At 72.1% G+C, this 16,541-nt stretch carries 17 protein-coding genes; 3 read left to right on the top strand and 14 right to left on the bottom strand.

Annotated features, from left to right (window positions below):
- Together ACZ4UV_RS28115 and ACZ4UV_RS28110 are read right to left on the bottom strand one after the other, a co-directional pair.
- Complete coding sequence (locus tag ACZ4UV_RS28115; protein WP_451020048.1) at positions 1–594, bottom strand: Uma2 family endonuclease; 594 nt, start codon at positions 592–594, stop codon at positions 1–3.
- An 87-nt stretch (positions 595–681) separates the two neighbouring features.
- Positions 682–1,887 carry a cytochrome P450 gene (locus ACZ4UV_RS28110; protein ID WP_467841563.1) on the bottom strand — a complete coding sequence of 402 codons (1,206 nt, stop codon included), beginning with the start codon at positions 1,885–1,887 and terminating at the stop codon, positions 682–684.
- Between the two features lie 189 nt (positions 1,888–2,076).
- On the opposite strand from ACZ4UV_RS28110, the gene ACZ4UV_RS28105 reads away from it, so the two are divergent.
- A complete protein-coding gene (locus ACZ4UV_RS28105) occupies positions 2,077–2,817 on the top strand; it encodes a GntR family transcriptional regulator (protein ID WP_451020046.1) in 741 nt (246 codons plus the stop codon).
- Positions 2,817–4,031 (top strand): MFS transporter, encoded by a 1,215-nt coding sequence (locus ACZ4UV_RS28100; RefSeq protein ID WP_467841559.1) that lies wholly within the window; start codon positions 2,817–2,819, stop codon positions 4,029–4,031. The genes ACZ4UV_RS28105 and ACZ4UV_RS28100 overlap by 1 nt, the downstream gene beginning before the upstream one ends.
- Here ACZ4UV_RS28100 and ACZ4UV_RS28095 read toward each other — a convergent pair.
- A complete protein-coding gene (locus ACZ4UV_RS28095; protein ID WP_351487026.1) occupies positions 4,009–4,191 on the bottom strand; it encodes a DUF397 domain-containing protein in 183 nt (60 codons plus the stop codon). The genes ACZ4UV_RS28100 and ACZ4UV_RS28095 overlap by 23 nt on opposite strands.
- Positions 4,192–5,043, bottom strand: coding sequence for a helix-turn-helix domain-containing protein (locus tag ACZ4UV_RS28090; protein ID WP_467841556.1), 852 nt, complete (start codon positions 5,041–5,043; stop codon positions 4,192–4,194).
- A 99-nt stretch (positions 5,044–5,142) separates the two neighbouring features.
- On the opposite strand from ACZ4UV_RS28090, the gene ACZ4UV_RS28085 reads away from it, so the two are divergent.
- Positions 5,143–5,652 carry a hypothetical protein gene (locus ACZ4UV_RS28085; protein ID WP_467841553.1) on the top strand — a complete coding sequence of 170 codons (510 nt, stop codon included), beginning with the start codon at positions 5,143–5,145 and terminating at the stop codon, positions 5,650–5,652.
- Positions 5,653–5,682: 30 nt separating this feature from the next.
- Here the strand turns inward: ACZ4UV_RS28085 and ACZ4UV_RS28080 are convergent, their stop codons facing one another.
- The 10 genes from ACZ4UV_RS28080 to ACZ4UV_RS28035 all read right to left on the bottom strand — a co-directional run bounded on the left by ACZ4UV_RS28080 (position 5,683) and on the right by ACZ4UV_RS28035 (position 16,459).
- Positions 5,683–6,525: an MHYT domain-containing protein gene (locus tag ACZ4UV_RS28080; protein WP_467841550.1), complete on the bottom strand. Its 843-nt coding sequence runs from the start codon at positions 6,523–6,525 to the stop codon at positions 5,683–5,685.
- 164 nt (positions 6,526–6,689) lie between these two features.
- Positions 6,690–7,364, bottom strand: a complete 675-nt coding sequence (locus ACZ4UV_RS28075) for a response regulator transcription factor (protein ID WP_351487012.1) — start codon at positions 7,362–7,364, stop codon at positions 6,690–6,692.
- The gene (locus ACZ4UV_RS28070; protein WP_451020449.1) at positions 7,361–8,728 is read right to left on the bottom strand and encodes a sensor histidine kinase; all 1,368 of its coding nucleotides are present in this window, start codon (positions 8,726–8,728) and stop codon (positions 7,361–7,363) included. Before ACZ4UV_RS28070 ends, ACZ4UV_RS28075 begins: the two co-directional genes overlap by 4 nt.
- A gap of 108 nt (positions 8,729–8,836) precedes the next feature.
- Positions 8,837–9,523 (bottom strand): response regulator, encoded by a 687-nt coding sequence (locus ACZ4UV_RS28065; RefSeq protein WP_451020448.1) that lies wholly within the window; start codon positions 9,521–9,523, stop codon positions 8,837–8,839.
- On the bottom strand, positions 9,520–10,941 hold the full coding sequence (locus ACZ4UV_RS28060; RefSeq protein WP_451020447.1) for a sensor histidine kinase: 1,422 nt from the start codon (positions 10,939–10,941) through the stop codon (positions 9,520–9,522). Before ACZ4UV_RS28060 ends, ACZ4UV_RS28065 begins: the two co-directional genes overlap by 4 nt.
- Positions 10,934–12,115, bottom strand: a complete 1,182-nt coding sequence (locus ACZ4UV_RS28055; RefSeq protein WP_467841801.1) for an acyltransferase family protein — start codon at positions 12,113–12,115, stop codon at positions 10,934–10,936. The genes ACZ4UV_RS28060 and ACZ4UV_RS28055 overlap by 8 nt, the downstream gene beginning before the upstream one ends.
- Before the next feature lie 28 nt (positions 12,116–12,143).
- A complete protein-coding gene (locus ACZ4UV_RS28050; RefSeq protein WP_467841545.1) occupies positions 12,144–13,184 on the bottom strand; it encodes an alpha/beta hydrolase in 1,041 nt (346 codons plus the stop codon).
- Positions 13,185–13,337: 153 nt separating this feature from the next.
- Positions 13,338–14,213 (bottom strand): alpha/beta hydrolase, encoded by an 876-nt coding sequence (locus ACZ4UV_RS28045; protein WP_390048623.1) that lies wholly within the window; start codon positions 14,211–14,213, stop codon positions 13,338–13,340.
- Between the two features lie 175 nt (positions 14,214–14,388).
- Positions 14,389–15,624 carry a kynureninase gene (gene kynU / locus ACZ4UV_RS28040; RefSeq protein WP_467841542.1) on the bottom strand — a complete coding sequence of 412 codons (1,236 nt, stop codon included), beginning with the start codon at positions 15,622–15,624 and terminating at the stop codon, positions 14,389–14,391.
- Positions 15,617–16,459 (bottom strand): tryptophan 2,3-dioxygenase family protein, encoded by an 843-nt coding sequence (locus ACZ4UV_RS28035; RefSeq protein WP_467841539.1) that lies wholly within the window; start codon positions 16,457–16,459, stop codon positions 15,617–15,619. The genes kynU and ACZ4UV_RS28035 overlap by 8 nt, the downstream gene beginning before the upstream one ends.
- Positions 16,460–16,541: the final 82 nt, after the last annotated feature.

The raw sequence follows: 16,541 nt of genomic DNA, 5'->3' as shown, positions 1-16,541 counted from the left end.
TCAGCCGACGTACTGCTTGAGCTCCTCGGTGTCGAGTTCGATGCCGACGGGGTCGGGGAGAACGACCTTGCCCCCGAGCTTCACCACGTGGATGTCCCGGTATCCGTCCTCCAGATCGGGGTTGCTGTGCACGAGAACCGTGAGGTTGGCGCGGTCAATGAGCAAGTAGACCGGGATACCTGCCTCGGCGTAGGCGCGGGGTTTCTCGACCCGGTCCCGGTTGTGGGTGTCCGAGTCATAGGACGTAACCTCGACGACCATCAACACCCCACGGGTTTCGGCCCAGTCACCCTGCCCTGCGAAGTGACCCACGGGTGCGAGGGCACCATCGGGGCGGGCCCGGCCTCGGCGGTATGCCTCCACTTTCAGACCCTGCGTCGGGTTGAGGTCAAGCTCCGGCCGAGCCTGCATGCACTGGCGGATCAACCACATGATGATCGAGCCGTGGTCGCCGTTCGTCACCTTCTTGACCCCGATCCGTCCGTCGATGAATTCGAGCCTGACGGTGTCGTCCACACGCTCGGCGAATTCCGCGATTCGATCGAACACGTCTACCGACATCTGAGACGAGGTGCGCTCTGCCATAACCGTCATGGTGCCTCCCTTCGCGGGCAGGCACCAGCTTGACCCGTCACTCACGACCGACCACGGGAATCGGTCAGTGATCAGCCGAACGGGTGATCACTCCACGCCGACACTCAACCCCTCCAGCCCCCGGATCACGAAGTTCGGCTTCCGCTTCGGCTCGGCGTACAGGGTCAGGGTCGGGGCCCGCTCCAGCAGCGCCGTCATGGAAGCCGCCAGTTCGATGCGGGCCAGCGGGGCGCCGATGCAGTAGTGGATGCCGGCGCTGAAGGAGATGTGCGGGTTGTCGCGGCGGGTCAGGTCGAGGTGTTCGGGGTCGCTGAAGACGGCCGGGTCGTGGTTGGCGGAGCCGTAGAGCATGGCGATCTCCGCGCCGCGGGGGACGGTCGTGCCGTCGATCTCGATCTCGTCGAGCACCCAGCGTTCGAAGAGCTGGAGCGGGGTGTCGTAGCGCATCAGCTCCTCGACCGCGGTGGGGACCAGGGAGTGGTCGGCGCGCAGGGCGGCGAGCTGGGCGGGGTTGCGGAAGAGGGCGTACCAACCGTTGACCGTGGCGTTGACGGTCGCCTCGTGACCGGCGTTGAGGAGCAGCACGGCGGTGGAGATCATCTCCTGCTCGGTGAGCCGGTCGCCCTCGTCGTGCGCCTCGATGAGCCCGGAGATCAGGTCGTCGCCGGGCTCCTTGCGCCGCTCGGCGATGAGCACCCGCAGATACTCGGAGAACTCGACCGAGGCCCGCACCGCCTTCTCGGCCGTGTCCTCCGACGGGTTCAGCTCGTACATCCCGCAGATGTCCGCCGACCAGGGCCGCAGCGGGGCGCGGTCCGCCTCGGGGATGCCCAGCATCTCGGCGATGACTGCGACGGGGAGCGGTTCGGCGACGTCGGCGAGCAGGTCGCCGCCGCCGCCCTGCACCAGCCCGTCGACGAGCTCTCCGGCGAGCCGGGCCACGTACGGCTTGAGCCGCTCGACCGTGCGCGGCGTGAACGCCTTCGACACCAGGCGGCGGATGCGGGTGTGGTCCGGCGGTTCCAGGTCGAGCATGCCGTGGTCGTTGAGCGTGTGGAACGGCTCGTGCTCCGGCGCGGGCGCACTCCGCCCGAACTCCTCGTGCGTGAACCGGTGCTGGTACGTCCGCCCCAGCCGCCGGTCCCGCAGCAGCGCCGAGACGTCGGCGTGGTGCGGAACCAGCCACTGGTTCGTCGGCTCGAAGTACTGCACCCGGCCCCGGGCACGGAGCTCGGCGTACGCGGGGTACGGGTCGGCCAGAAAGTCCGGGTCCCAGGGGTCGAAGGCTGCCATGGACGGACGTTAGACCGCCGGTCCCCTTCCTGACCAGGGGGGTCTCAGCGTTCAGGCGCTGGGATCCTCAGGCACCGGACCCGGGGTGATCGACGGAGCGTGTTTCTGCTCCAGCAGCTTTCCGCGGGGGCAGTAGCTTGCCGACTCCGAACCCGGAACCTGTCCGGGACCACGGAACGGAGGCCGCCGATGTCCCGGGAAGCGCCGTATCTGACCACGGCGGAATCGCTGCGCGCGCGGCTCGCCGCGGGTGAGTGGCGGCTCGGCGAGCGGCTGCCGTCCCGGGCACGGCTCGCCGAGGAGTACGGCGTCGGGCGCAACGTCGTGCAGCGGGCGGTGGACCTGCTGATCGCCGAGGGGTTCCTGGAAGGCCGGGCGGGCTCGGGGACGTACGTCCGCCCGCCGCGTGAGCGGCTGCGGATGGTCCGCTCCCGGCGCCGCGAACGCTCGCTCGCCGCCCGCACGGAGCGGGGCCGGGCGGGTGCCTGGGACGCGCACAGCGAGGTGCGGGTCCCGGCCCCCGAGCACATCGCCGGGCGGCTGGCCATCGCCCCCGGTGATCCCTGTGTCCGCACGCGCTACGAGTTCCTCGCCGACGGCCGGCCCGTCCAGCTCTCCGAGTCCTGGGAGCCGTTGGCCCTCACGGGCGGCACCCCGGTCGTACTGCCCGAGCGGGGGCCGCTGGCGGGACAGGGGGTGGTCGCGCGGATGCGGTCCATCGGTGTGGACGTCGAGACGGTGGTCGAACTTCCCCGCCCCGCCCGCGCCACCCGGGCACAGGCGAACCTGCTCGGCATCGGCGCCGGCGATCTGGTCCTCCGGATCGAGCGAACCATCTACGACACCGGCGGCCGTCCGGTGGAGACCGCCGACATGGTCGTTCCGGACGTCCGCCGTGAGGTCGTCTACGAGTTCGAAGTGGACCGCTAGTGTCCTCCCGGCCCGGGCTGCTGCACGACCCGGACTTCCGCCGCCTCCTCACCGCCACCGCCCTCGGCCAACTGGGCGACCGTGTCCTCTTCCTGGCGTTGCCGCTGGTCGCGATCACGGCCCTGGACGCCTCCGCGTTCCGGGTCGGGCTGCTGACCGCGGCGACCACGGCCGGCTCGCTCCTGGTCGGGCTGCCGGCGGGCGCCTGGGTGGACCGCGTGCGGAAACGGCCGGTGCTCATCGCCGCCGACCTCGCCCGGGCGCTGGTCCTGCTGACGGTGCCGGTGGCCTGGTGGGCGGGCCGCCTCACCTTCTGGTGGCTCTGCGCCGTCGCCCTGGTCCACGGCGTGCTGACCGTCTTCTTCGACGTCGCCCACGTCAGCTATCTGCCCCACCTGGTGGGCCGCGCCCGTCTCGTCGAGGGCAACGCGCGGCTCTCGGCGGTCCGCTCGGTGACCGGCATCAGCGGGCCGACGCTGGCGGGACCGCTGGTCGGGCTGGCCGGCGCCCCCGTGACGCTGCTGGCGAGTTCGCTGGGGATGGCCCTGTCGGGTCTGCTCGCGACCGGCATCCGCAGGCCGGAGGAGCGGCCCTCGGCGGGCGAACACCCGCGGCTGGGGCGGGACATCAAGGAGGGCCTGCGGTTCGTCCTCGGGCATCCCGCCCTGCGTGCCATCGTTGTCGGGGACGCGGTTTTCAATCTCTTCCTGGTCATGTACCAGGCCATGCTGCTGGTCTACCTGGAGCGGGTGATCGGGCTGTCGTCGTTCGGCATCGGCCTGGTCCTGTCGGGGATGGGGTGCGGTGCCCTGCTGGGCGCGCTGCTGGCGGCCGGGGCCGCGCGACGGCTCGGCCCCGGCCCGGTCATCCGGCTCGCCCCGCTGACCACGTGCCCGCTGACCGCGCTGATGCCGCTGGCCCGGCCGGGCTGGAGCGTGACCGTGGCCGCGCTCGGGCTGGCGGCGCTCTCCCTGGGCGGGGTGGTGCGCGTGGTGGCCCAGTCGAGCGTGCAGCAGACGCTGACACCGGACCGGCTCCTGGGCCGCATGAGCGCGACCGCCCGCTTCGTTTCCTGGGGCGGCATCCCGCTGGGCGGCTTACTGGGCGGTGCGTCGGGTTCCGCGTTCGGCCCGGCGGCCACGCTGTGGATCGGCGCCACCGGAATGACCCTGAGCGCCCTGCCGAACCTGCTCACTCGTCCGAGGCGGCCTTGAGGTGCTCGATGAGGGCGGCGAAGGCGGGGGCGGGGAAGGTGAGGGGGGTGCGGGTGGGGGATTTGGAGTCGCGGACGGCTATGCGAGAGGGGAGCGGGGCGATTTCCACGCAGGTGTCGCCGTCACCTCCGCTGGAGTACGTCGACTTCCGCCAGTGCATTCACAGTTCCTTCGCCACCCGGTGAATGAGGTCCCGTGACGCCGCTGGATCCAGGGACGCGCTCTTCACCTGGCGAAACAGGGTGCGCAGCTTTTCCAACTGCGCTTCCGCATCGCAGAAGCCGGCGCCGGTGGGCGAGTCACGCAGCCCGGTGTCCAACTTGGGCACAGGACCGCCCAAGTACATCATCGAAGCTCCGGCTCCGGCGAAACCCTCGTACGCGACGGGGATGACACGCACGGCGGCATGGCCGGCATCGATCTGCTCCAGGACATACCGGAGTTGAGCAAGGGACGCCCGGCGGTCCGATACATGGACCCGCAGGGCGAACTCGTGGATGACCGTCTCGTACGGGGTGGGGTCCTCCCCTTCGATGACGACCCGCCGCTTCAGCCGATGCTCCACGCGGGAGGCCACCTCGCTCGCGGGCAGCTCGGGACGCATGTACGTGTAGACCGCGCGGGCGTAGTCGGCGGTCTGCAGCAGGCCGGGGATGAGCATGATGACGACCTCGCGCAGGAACGTCGCGTGGTGCTCGGCTTCGGCGGTGTCGAGGAACACCGGAGGAAGCACGTTCCGGTACTCCTCCCACCAGCCGTGTGTACGGTCGGTCGCCATCGCCACCAGCGCGTCGATCAGCGCCTCGTCCATACATGCGTAGTGCGCAGCGAGGCGACGCACCCGTTCCTCGCTGACACCCGCGAAGCCCAGTTCCATCTGGCTGATCTGGGCCGAAGTCGAATTCAGCGCCCCTGCCACCTCACGCGCCTTCAGTCCGGCAGCCTCACGCAGTCGCCGTAGCTCCGTGCCCAGGCGCACCTGCCGTGCGGTGGCATGGCCCCTCAGCGGCATCCGCCCTCCTGCCCTCAACGCCCGTGTCAGAGCACGTCCACGGCCCGCTGGGCGGCGCAGCCTATCCGGCTCGGGCTGCCCGGGTGGCACTCGCTCACCGTGAGGCCGCTCGTGCTGGGTCCGGAGAACGTCCCGCTGATCACCGACGAGGCGGAGGCCTCGCGGGACGTGTTCCTCACGGCGTTCTCGGCGATGACGCATGGTAAGGGCCCCGGCGCCGCTGCCATACTGAAGCCGCTGGCGGCAGCCTTGGAGACCACTGACACCGAGAGCGCGGGAATGCTCGCGCAGCTCGTCGAATCGTGCCTGGTCGATGCGGAGGCCAGGCGGACGTGGAAGGAGCTGATGATGGCGGTCCACTACTTCTTCCGGCATGAGGTCGCCGAGAAGGTTCGGGAAGAGGGGCGGGAGGAAGGTCGGGAGGAAGGCCGAGCCCAGGCCAAGGCGGAGATGGTCCTGCAGATCCTGGACTGGCGGGGCCTCGTGGTGCCGGATGCCCTGCGGGCGCATGTGCTGGCCTGCACCGACGCGGAGCAGCTCGAGAGCTGGGCGCAGCGGGCGGTCCGCGCACACGAGGCGGAGGACCTGCTCGCCGAAGACGCCGGCTGACCTTCCCGCCGGCACCCGGGGTGCTCGGGGTCAGGGCATGTAGCGCCGGTCCGCCAGGGACTGCGGGCTGCCGGTAGGGGGCCAGGGCTGCGCGGGCGTGGCGGGGGTGAGCTGGTCCGGGGCGGTCCAGTCGCGTCGGCCGCCCACGACCTCGGGGTCGAACATGACGATCGCCGCCGCCAGGATCAGGGCCGCCACCGGGCCGGCCAGCATGACCAGGAGGAAGGCGAGCAGGCTTGTCGAGGACTGGCCGCCCGCCTGCGCCTGGGCGACGTGGACGCTCACCGCTGCCATGCCGGTGTAGTGCATGGTCGCGACGGCCGCGCCCATCACCAGGCTGGCGCCGACCGTCGCCCAGACCGCGCTGATCGACACCGCCGCCCAGAGCGCGGCGGTCGCGGCGACCACGGCGATCACCACGGAGAGGACGACGACCGTGGTGTCGTAGTGCACGGTGCCGCCGGTGTTCATCGCGGTCATGCCGAGGTAGTGCATCGCCGCCACGCCGAGGCCGGTGAGGACACCCGCGGTGCCGAGGGTGACGGGGCCCGCACCCCGGTAGCCGACCAGGAACACGCCGGCGGCGACCACCGCGATGCAGACGACCAGACTCAGCACCGTCCGGCCCGCGTCGTAGCTGACCAGGGCGCCGTCCACGCTGAAGCCGATCATCGCGATGAAGTGCATGGTCCAGATGCCGCAGCCGAGGGACACCGCGCCCAGGGCCAGCCAGCCGAAACGTTTCTCTCCACGGCCGCGGCCGATCGAGCGGGTTGTGCAGCGCAGGGCCAGCACGGCGCCCAGGCAGGCCATCAGGTAGGCGGCTATCGGGGTGACCAGGCCGTAGTGGAACTCGGACACGTCAGCAGTCATCGCGGCAACTTTCTTCACGCGAAACGGGACGGCGGGGGTGAGAAACGGATGGAACCAGCCACCTGGCCGATTTCTTCACCATTCAAACACAACTTGAGCACTCCGTGTCCACACCTGTACCGCCCGCGATCGAATCGCAACAACGACTGTGCGCATGGCATGTGCTAGCCCGGCGTCACCAGCCGTGCCTCGTAGGCGAACACCGCCGCCTGGGTACGGTCCCTGAGGCCCAGCTTCACCAGGATCCGGCTGACGTGTGTCTTCACGGTCGACTCGGCCACCACCAGTCGCTCGGCCATCTCCGCGTTGGACAGGCCCTGGGCGATGAGGACCAGGACCTCGGTCTCGCGGTCGGTGAGGTCGCCGTAGGCGGCGTGGGCCGCGGGCATCAGGCGCGGGGGATCGGAGAGTTTGGAGAACTCGGTGATCAGGCGTTTGGTGACCGAGGGGGCGAGGAGGGCCTCGCCCGACGCCACCACCCGCACGCCTTCGGCCAGTTGGCGGGCCGAGGCGTCCTTGAGGAGGAAGCCGGAGGCTCCGGCGCGCAGGGCCTGGTAGACGTACTCGTCGAGGTCGAAGGTGGTCAGGACGAGGACCTTGGCCGTGGTGTCGGCGGCGACGATCTCGCGGGTCGCCTCGATGCCGTTCAGCTCGGGCATGCGGATGTCCATCAGGACTACGTCCGGGGTGAGTTCGGCGACCTTGGCCACCGCCTCGCGGCCGTTGACCGCCTCGCCTACGACCTCGATGTCCGGCATCGCGTTCAGCAGGACCGAGAAGCCCTCGCGCACCATCATCTGGTCGTCGGCGATCAGTACACGGATGGTGCGGTCGGTCATGCGTCACCTTCACGGGTGGTGGCGACGGGGAGGAAGACCGTCACCTCGTAGCCTCCCTCGGACGTCGGGGCCGCCGTCATCTCGCCGTTCAGCATGGAGACCCGCTCCCGCATGCCGGTGATGCCGTGGCCGGCGCCCGGGGACGGTTTGACGAGGGCGGGCTGCGGCGGCGGCCCGTTGACTATGCGCAGGCCCAGGCCTCCGATGACATAGCCGATCTCGACGCGTGCGCCCGCTCCCGGCGCATGGCGCAGGGTGTTGCTCAGCGCCTCCTGGACGATCCGGTACGCCGACAGCTCCACGCCCTGCGGGAGTTCACGCACCGCGCCGGTCACGCCCTTGTCGACGGCCAGTCCCGCCTCCCGCACGTTGTCGAGCAGCGCGTCCAGGTCGGCGAGGGTGGGCTGCGGGGCGTCCGGCACCTCGTAGTCCTCGGCGCGGACCACGCCCAGCACCCGGCGCAGTTCGGTGAGGGCCGCCACCGCGTTCTCCCGGATCGTGACGAACGCCTTCTCCAGCTCCGGCGGCGGGTTCTCCACCCGGTAGGGGGCGGCTTCCGCCTGGATGGCGACGACGGACATGTGGTGGGCGACCACGTCGTGCAGTTCGCGGGCGATCGTGGTGCGCTCTTCGAGGAGCGTGCGCCGGGAACGCTCGTGTGCCGTCTGCGTCTGCTGCGCGGTCACCGTCTGCTCGGCCTCCCTGCGGATCTGCCGGACGGTGACGGCCAGCAGGACTATCGCGGAGACGACCAGCATCGAGCCGACGTCGTTGTCGTAGTGGCCCCCGCCCAGGGCCGAGACGCACACGAAACCGTAGAACGCGGTGATCGCCCACATCCAGGCCGCCGTGCGTGGACGGGTACGGATCGCGACGACCGTGAGCACCACCAGGTGGGAGAGGAAGTTGGCCGGCTGCCACGGCCATTCGTCCCACGCGTTGGACAGCACGGCGCCGATCCAGGTCACGACGAGGGACAGCCAGAAGGCGGCGACCGGACGCGCCAGCGTGAGCAGCACCGGCGCCAGGACGAGCAGCCCGGACAGCAGGGCCATGGCGGGCCCCAGCGACTGCCGGTCCACGAGGGACACCAGCAGCGCCAGCACGCCGGCCGCGGCCACCGCCAGATGCGTGGTCCATTGCGCGTACTCGCGCAGCGGGCCGGGCAGCCGGCGGGCGAACGTCCGCTCGGTGCTCAGCGGCGGCAACGGCCGGTAGGCGAAGGCGTCCTTGAACAGGTCCTGCCGCAACCTGCCCAGGGCGTCCAGCACCGCCCGGACCTCCGGGCTGCGTGGCTTGTACGGTTCGAACGCGCCGTCCGGCGGCTGTGGCGGCATCGGCTGCGAAGGGGTCGTCTCGGTCACGTACACGACCGTAGGCGGAGGCGGGGGTAGCCGTCGTCACCAGTGAGGCGGGTTCTCGGGCGTCCCTCTCAGGTACTACGGGTACGGCGAGGAGCAGCCGGAGGCCGGTCAGTAACCGGAGGGCCGTACCAGCCCGGACTCGTACGCGAAGACCGCCGCCTGGGTGCGGTCCCTGAGCCCCAGCTTCACCAGGATGCGGCCCACGTGCGTCTTCACGGTCTGCTCGGCGACGACCAGCCGCTCGGCGATCTCCGCGTTCGACAGGCCCTGCGCGATCAGCGTGAGGACCTCCGTCTCGCGCTCGGTCAGATCGGCGACCCGCGCCTTCAGCGGGGCGCGTACCCCGCCCCCGTCCAGCTGGGAGAACTGGGTGATCAGCCGCCGGGTGATGCCGGGCGCCAGCAGCGCGTCGCCGGCCGCCACCACCCGCACCGCCTCCGCAAGTTTGTCCGCGGACGCGTCCTTGAGCAGGAACCCGGACGCGCCGGAGCGCAACGCCTCGTACACGTACTCGTCCAGGTCGAAGGTGGTGAGCACCAGCACCTTGATGTGCGGGCGTTCGCCGACGATCCGGCGGGTGGCCTCGATGCCGCCCAGTTCGGGCATGCGGATGTCCATGAGGACGACGTCCGGAGCGAGTTCGGCGACCTTGGCCACCGCGTCCAGACCGTCCACCGCCTGGCCGACCACCTCGATGCCGGGCTGGGCGTTCAGCAGCACGGTGAAGCCCTGCCGGACCATCTGCTGGTCGTCGGCGATGACCACCCGGATGGGGCTGCCGGTGCTGCTCGTCATGCGCGGTCGTCCTTCGGGTCGAGGGCACGGATGGTACCCGTGGTGGATTCCGCGGTGGGTCCCGCGGTGCGGCCGGGTACCAGTCCGGCGCCGGGAGCGGTGGCCGGGAGCTCCGCGAAGATCCGGTAGCCGCCGCCCTCCCGGGGGCCCGCCGTCAGCGACCCGCCAAGCATCACGGCCCGCTCCCGCATGCCGAGCAGTCCGTGCCCGGCGCCCGGCGACGGCGGCGCGGGCCGGGTCGGCCGGGAGTTCGCGACGGACAGCAGGAGTCCGTAGGCCATGTACTCGATCTCGACATGGGCGCTCGCCCCGGGCGCGTGCCGCAGCACGTTGCTCAGCGCCTCCTGCACGATCCGGTACGCCGACAGCTCCACGCCCGACTGCATCGGGCGCCGCTCGCCGGTGATCCGGGTGGTGACGGTCAGACCGGCCGCCCTGGTGTTCTCGACCAGCGCGTCCAGCCGGTCCAGGGTGGGCTGCGGGCTGTGCGGGCCGGTGCCGGGGTCCTCGGGCGCGTCCTCGTCGGGGCTCTCCGAGCGCAGGACGCCCAGCACCCGGCGCAGTTCGGCCAGCGCCTCCAGCGCGTTGTGCCGGATGCCTTCGAGGTTCTCGCGCAGCTCGTCCGGCGGGTTCTCCACCAGGTGCGGGGCGACCTGCGCCTGGATGGAGATGACCGACATGTGGTGGGCGACCACGTCGTGCAGCTCGCGCGCGATCCGGCTGCGCTCCTCCAGCAGGGTGCGCCGGGACCGCTCCTCCTCGGTGAGCGAGGCCTGCCGCCCGAGCTCCGCGCGCGCCTCGCGGCGGCCGCGCAGCGCCGTGCCGAGCGCCACGACGATCACGGACAGGACGACGGTCACCACCGAGGTGGACTGGTGCGGCGGCGCACCCCAGACGCCGTCGAGGAGCCAGGTGACCAGCACGGTCACGGCCAGCGCCTCGACCGTCACCCGCACCCGGACCCGCAGTGCGAGCAGCAGCAGGACCAGCAGCTGTGCGATCATCCCGGCCACGGTCCAGGGCCACGTGAACAGGACCACCGGTGTCGTGCCCAGCCTGCCGTGCAGCGTGAGAGCGGCCACCAGCATGGACCCTGTCGACAGCCACCAGGCCAGGACGGGCCGCCACATCGCGAGGAGCACGGCGCCGCCCGCGGCGAACCCCAGCAGCGAGGCGAGACCGGCACCCAGATGCCCGTTGTGCTGGAACTGCGCCACGCCACCGATCGTGATGCCGATCGCCGCCACACACAGCACGCCGTGCGGCAGCCAGCGCAACCACACGGAAGGGGGCAGCGGGTCCGGTCGGACGGTGCACAGGTCGTCGCGGAGTATCCGCAGCCAGCGCAGCACGCGCCCGATCCCGATCCACTCCGGCCGCCGGGTCCCCGTCTCCGTCACGGCGATCAGCCTAGACATGACGGGCTCCCGTCGGGGTCGCCCGATCGGAGGCGGGGTGGGCCCGGACGAGGCGCGAGCGGGTCCGGGGGCGGCCGCGCTCGTACACGTGGAACGCCGCCCAGCACAGACCGAGGGCCAGGGCGAAGGCCGGGAGCCAGAGCAGGCGGGCCGCGACCCAGCCGAGGTGGTCGGGGGGTGTGTGGAGTCCGGGGAGGGGGCCGGACAGCAGGCCGACGGCCGTGGTCGCCATCATGGCCGTCTGGTGCCAGAGGAAGATCGTCATCGCGGACAGGTTCACGAAGGCCACCGCCGCCCAGGCGAGGGGGCGGCGCATCGCGTGACGCAACCGCTCGCGCAGCAGCAGGGCCAGGCCGCACTGGGCCAGGCCGAAGGTGACGGCGGCCAGGGTGGGCGGGTCGAGGTTGGAGACGGCGGCGCCGGGGACGCCGACCATCGACGCCGGGTAGTGCGCCCACGCGACGAGGCCGGCCGTCGCCGCCGTACCGCCGACGAGCAGGACCCAGCCGGCGCGCGGACGGTCCAGTTCGCCGCGGGTCCAGGCGGCGCCCAGGGAGTACGGCACCAGCCAGCCGGCCGCCAGGTTCACCCAGCCGACGGCGGGCGGGGCGCCGAGGCCGAAGCGGAGAAGGTCCACATGGAGGACGACGGCCAGCGGCCACAGGGGGTTGAGCCGGGCGACGAGCGGAGTCGCCGCCGTCAGCGCCGCGAACACCAGCAGGAACCAGAGCGGGGACAGGGCCAGTTTGGCGAGCGTGCGGACGGTGGTGAGGTCGGTGCCGGACAGGAGCAGGGCGGTGGTCGCGATCGTCCAGAGGGTGAGGAGCGCGGCGACCGGCTTGAAGAGCCTGGACAGACGGGACGTCAGCCAGCGGTGGTAGGGGGTGCCCTGAGCCTGGGCCGTGGCGTGGCTGCGCGTGGCGACGTGGCCGCCGACCAGGAAGAACACGGCGAGGGTCTGGAAGAGCCAGGAGACCGGAGCAAGCCACGGCAGGTGCTGGAGGGGGCTGCTGGTGTGCAGCTCGCCGCCGTCCGCCACCAGCGCCGTGACCAGCCAGTGGCCCAGGACCACACCGAGCACGGCGAACGCGCGCAGGGCGTCCACGGAGCGGTCCCGGCCGGGTGGGGTGGCGATGTCGATGCGGTGGGCGAGGTGGCGTACGCGGTCTCGTATGCGGTCGGGGAGGCGGGGTGTCGGCGGCTTACGCACGGGTGACCTCCGTTGTCTCGCCGAGGACGATCCAGGTGAGGTTGGCCAGGGAGGCCGAGCCCGGGGTGAAGTAGTCGCTGTGGCCGCCGGGGCCCGCCGCGAAGACGCGGGCGCCGAAGGCCGGGGAGACGGGGTCGGTGCCGAAGCCGACGGTCGTGCCGAAGAGGTCGGCGCTGACGTGCGGGACCTCGGCTATCCAGTCGTCCGCTCCCCGGGCCGCCCAGACGCGGGCGGAGGTGCGCAGGGCCGCGGCCGAGTCGGCGCCGGTGCCGGGGCTGCCGACCAGGGCGATGTCGGTGACGCCGAGGCCGGTGAGGCCGGGGGCGGCGCGGGCGCAGACCACCGTGCCGTAGGAGTGGCACAGGAGGGCCACGGCCGCCGGCTCGGGAGCGGTGAGGGTGCGCAGTTCGCGGAGGAACGCGCGCAGGTGCGGGGCCGCTTGGCCGGCCCGCGCCGTGGTGAGGACCGTGGTGCTGATCGTGGCCGGGGCCCGGTAGCCGAGCCAGGCGACGACCGCGGTGCGGGTGCCGGCGGGTGCCTCGCGGGCCAGGCGCCGGTACAGGGACTCGGCGGCCGCGTGGAAGCGGGCGAAGGTGTCGAGGGTGGTGTCCGAGCCGGGGACCAGGACGGCGACGTGCGTCGCGTGCGGCAGGTCACCGAGGACCTCGGTGACCTGGCCGTCGCCTCGGGCGTCGAAGCGGAGCAGGTGCCGGGCGGGGGAGGCGAGGACGCGGTCGGCGGCGGCGCGGGAGGGGTCGCCGTGGGCGGCGGCCATACGGGCGGCCTCGGCGGCGTTCTCACGGTTGGCGTCGTAGGCGGTGGCGAGGCCCGCCGGAGTGAGGCGGGCGGGGAGCGCGGCGGGCGGCGGGGCGGGGATCCGGGGCCGGACGGCCGCGGAGAGGGGGAGGACCACGGCGACCGTGAGGAGGGTGGCGAGCAGGGTGCGGCGCAGCCTCCCCCGCCAGTGCCCGCGCCGGTGCCCGCGCCGGTGCCCCCGCCCCGGCCTCTGCCGCTCCCCCGTCACCGCCGTCATGGTCGGCCCCCCCGTTCAGTCGCCCGGCCACCGGGCTGCTCTGATCGGGAAATTACGGAACGGACCGTGTCGTTCGCGTCCCGCCCGGGAGCTCACCTGGGAGGTAGCTCTCAGGTACTACGGGTATGTGGGGGAAACCTCAGGGACGCACTCTCACCAGGCCAGTTGGGCGATCTCCTCCGCCACCACCGCGCAGGCGTCCGCCGCCGGGTCGATGAGGGGGAAGTGGCCGACCTCCTCCAGGAGCGTCAGGCCCACCACCTCGCCCGCCTTGGCCGCCGCGTCCGCGTAGGACTCGGCGACCGCCTGCGGGACGACCACGTCCGTGCGGCCCTGGACCAGGGTGGTCGCGATGCCGGTCGGGAGCAGGAGCGCGGGGTCCGCGTACGGCTGACGGTCGGCGAACTTCTCGTCGCCGCCGAGGAGTTGCAGGGCCGCGTTGCCGCAGACGTCCAGCTTCTCGGCCATCGCGAAGTCCGCGATCGGGGCCAGGGCCACCACACCCCGCAGCGGCGCCGGGCCGGAGGTGCGCCACGCGGCGTCCGCCGGGAGGACGTGCCGTGCCGCCGCCCACAGCGCCAGGTGGCCGCCCGCCGAGTGGCCGGTGAGGACCGTACGGCGCAGGTCCGCCCGCGGTACCGCCTCGCGGACCAGGGCCGGCAGGGCGTCCAGTGCCGCCGCCACGTCGTCGAAGGTGTCCGGCCAGCGGCCCGCCACCGGGGCCGTGCCGCCCTGCGCGGGGAGCGTCGCGCCGCGCCGGTACTCGACGTTGGCCACCGCGAAACCGCGCCGGGCCAGGTAGTCGGCGAACGGGGTGATGTGGCCGCGGTCGTACGGCGCACGCCACGCGCCCCCGTGCAGGACCACCACCAGCGGGGCCAGCGGCTCCTCGGTGCGCGGGGCGTAGAAGTCGATCACCTGGTCGGGATGGTCGCCGTAGGCGGCCGTGGCGTCGGGCGCGACGTGCGGGTGCGAGAAGGCCGACTCCTCCTCGGCGGCGGCCCGGGCTGCTGCGTCGTCGTCCGGCATGCTCCAACCTCTCAGCGGCGTAATGATGTTGGCGGACCAGGGGGGATGTCGGCCGTTGGCCGGGACGGTATCAGGCCCGTGACGTGCGGGGACACGCGGATGTCACGCACGGTGAGGATTGCTCGGTTCTGTACCGTCCCGGTCCCTGGCCGGGGATGACTATGTCGCCATGTCGCTAGGCGACGGCCGTTCCCGACGCCTCCCCCAGCACCTCCGCCAGCACCCGAGCCGCCCGCTCCGTGTCCGCGAAGCCGACGTACAGCGGGGTGAAGCCGAAGCGGAGCACGTCGGGGTGCCGGAAGTCGCCGACCACGCCCCGCTCGATCAGCCGTTTCATCACGTCTTCGGCGTCGGGACAGCGCAGCGCGATCTGGCTGCCGCGCTCCTCGTGGGCCAGTGGGGTCACGCACTCGACGCGGCCCGCCGGGACGTACGCCTCGACGCACTCCAGGAAGAAGTCCGTCAGTGCAAGGGACTTGGCCCGTACGGCCGCCACCGGCACCCCCTCCCACACCTCCAGCGCCGCCTCCAGCGCGAGCATGGAGAGGATGTCCGGGGTGCCGACGCGACCGCGTACCGCCCCCGCCGCCGGTTCGTACGCCGGGCGCATCCCGAAGGGCTCGGCGTGCGAGGTCCAGCCGGGAAGCGGCGAGTCGAAGCGGTCCTGCACCTCCCTTCGTACATACAGGTACGCCGGGGAGCCCGGGCCGCCGTTCAGGTACTTGTAGGTGCAGCCGACGGCCAGGTCGACGCCGTGCTCGTCGAGGCCCACCGGCAGCGCGCCCGCGCTGTGGCACAGGTCCCAGACGGACACGGCCCCGGCCGCGTGGATCGCGGCGGTGAGGGAGGGCAGGTCGTGGAGGCGCCCGGTGCGGTAGTCGACGTGGTTGAGCAGTACCGCGGCGGTACGGTCGCCGACCGCCGCCGGGACCTCGGCGGGGGTGAGCGGGCGCAGGGTGCAGCCCGTCAGCCGGGCCGCCGACTCGGCGATGTAGCCGTCCGTGGGGAAGGTCGTCGCGTCGACCAGGATCTCGTCGCGGCCCTTCCCCGCCAGCCGTACCGCGCCCACAAGTGCCTTGAAGACGTTGACACTCGTCGAGTCGCCGACCACGATCTGGCCGGCCGCCGCGCCGACCAGCGGGGCGATCCGGTCGCCGATCCGCTCCGGCGCCGTCCACCAGCCGCTCTCGTCCCAGGACCGGATCCGCAGCTCGCCCCACTGTCGCCGGACGACGTCCTCGACGCGGCCGGGGACGTGCGCGGGCAGGGCGCCCAGCGAATTGCCGTCCAGGTAGACGCCCGCGGCGTCAGCCGCATGATCGGACACCGTGTCCAGGACGAAACGCGCGCGCACCCCGGCCAGCTCGTCCTCGGCGTCCAGCTTCTCCGCCCTCAGGGCCCGCTCAGACATGGGACCTCGCCGTCCACAGCTCCGGGAACACGTTCTTGCGGGCGCGCTTCTCCAGCCAGGCGACCCCGGCCGAGCCGCCGGTGCCGGCCTTGGCGCCCATCGCGCGGCGGGTGGCGACCAGGTGGTCGTTGCGCCAGCGCCAGACGAGCTCGGCCACGTCGGTCAGCGCCTCACCCAGGCGGGCGAGGTCGGCGTCCTCGGCGCCGGAGTAGACGGCGGTCCAGGCGGCCTCGACGGCGGGGGAAGGTGCATAGGGCAGTGATATGTCACGTTCCACCAGTACCGCCTCCGGGATCGGATACCCCCGCCGCCCCAGCAGCCGCACCACCTCGTCGTACAGACTCGGCTCGTGCAGCGCCTTCTCCAGTTCCGCGTGCACACGCGGGGCGCCGCGGTGCGGGACGAGCATGGACGCGGACTTCTCGCCGAGCAGGAACTCCATCCGCCGGTACATCGCCGACTGGAAGCCGGAGCCCTCGCCGAGGGCGGAGCGGTAGGAGTTGAACTGCGCCGGGGTGAGCTGGCCGAGCGGCTTCCAGGAGGCGTTCAGCGCCTCCAGCTCGCGGGTGGAACGCTTCAGCGCGGCGATCACGGTGGGGATGTCGTCACCGCGCAGCGCCGCCGCGGCCGTCTCCCACTCGTGGACGATGACGGTGAACCACAGCTCCATCACCTGGGTCGTGACCAGGAAGACCATCTCTCCGGGATCGTCGGAGAGGGTGTGCTGGAGGTGGGTGAGCACGTCCGCCTTGACGTAGTCCTCGTACGGCGTCGTGCCGGCGAAGTCGAGATGCGGGGTCTCGGGCTCGTTCGTTTCGAGAGCCTCATGGGACATCGCTGTCTCCTGTTGTACTCCGGGTAGCGGTCCGCCCCTGCCGATGCCGACACGGGGGCCCCGGTCCCCACCGGCATCTTCC

The sequence above is a fragment of the Streptomyces sp. NPDC028289 genome (genome assembly GCF_055565975.1).
This window is presented reverse-complemented; position numbering and strand designations above follow the sequence as displayed.

Coding starts and splice junctions, on each gene's coding strand:
- ACZ4UV_RS28110 (WP_467841563.1), bottom strand. CDS start 1,887: ATGGCAGCCTTCGACCCCTGGGACCCGGACTTTCTGGCCGACCCGTAC.
- ACZ4UV_RS28115 (WP_451020048.1), bottom strand. CDS start 594: ATGACGGTTATGGCAGAGCGCACCTCGTCTCAGATGTCGGTAGACGTG.
- ACZ4UV_RS28090 (WP_467841556.1), bottom strand. CDS start 5,043: ATGCCGCTGAGGGGCCATGCCACCGCACGGCAGGTGCGCCTGGGCACG.
- ACZ4UV_RS28105 (WP_451020046.1), top strand. CDS start 2,077: ATGTCCCGGGAAGCGCCGTATCTGACCACGGCGGAATCGCTGCGCGCG.
- ACZ4UV_RS28050 (WP_467841545.1), bottom strand. CDS start 13,184: ATGACGGCGGTGACGGGGGAGCGGCAGAGGCCGGGGCGGGGGCACCGG.
- ACZ4UV_RS28060 (WP_451020447.1), bottom strand. CDS start 10,941: ATGTCTAGGCTGATCGCCGTGACGGAGACGGGGACCCGGCGGCCGGAG.
- ACZ4UV_RS28075 (WP_351487012.1), bottom strand. CDS start 7,364: ATGACCGACCGCACCATCCGTGTACTGATCGCCGACGACCAGATGATG.
- ACZ4UV_RS28065 (WP_451020448.1), bottom strand. CDS start 9,523: ATGACGAGCAGCACCGGCAGCCCCATCCGGGTGGTCATCGCCGACGAC.
- ACZ4UV_RS28095 (WP_351487026.1), bottom strand. CDS start 4,191: ATGCACTGGCGGAAGTCGACGTACTCCAGCGGAGGTGACGGCGACACC.
- ACZ4UV_RS28045 (WP_390048623.1), bottom strand. CDS start 14,213: ATGCCGGACGACGACGCAGCAGCCCGGGCCGCCGCCGAGGAGGAGTCG.
- kynU (WP_467841542.1), bottom strand. CDS start 15,624: ATGTCTGAGCGGGCCCTGAGGGCGGAGAAGCTGGACGCCGAGGACGAG.
- ACZ4UV_RS28035 (WP_467841539.1), bottom strand. CDS start 16,459: ATGTCCCATGAGGCTCTCGAAACGAACGAGCCCGAGACCCCGCATCTC.
- ACZ4UV_RS28080 (WP_467841550.1), bottom strand. CDS start 6,525: ATGACTGCTGACGTGTCCGAGTTCCACTACGGCCTGGTCACCCCGATA.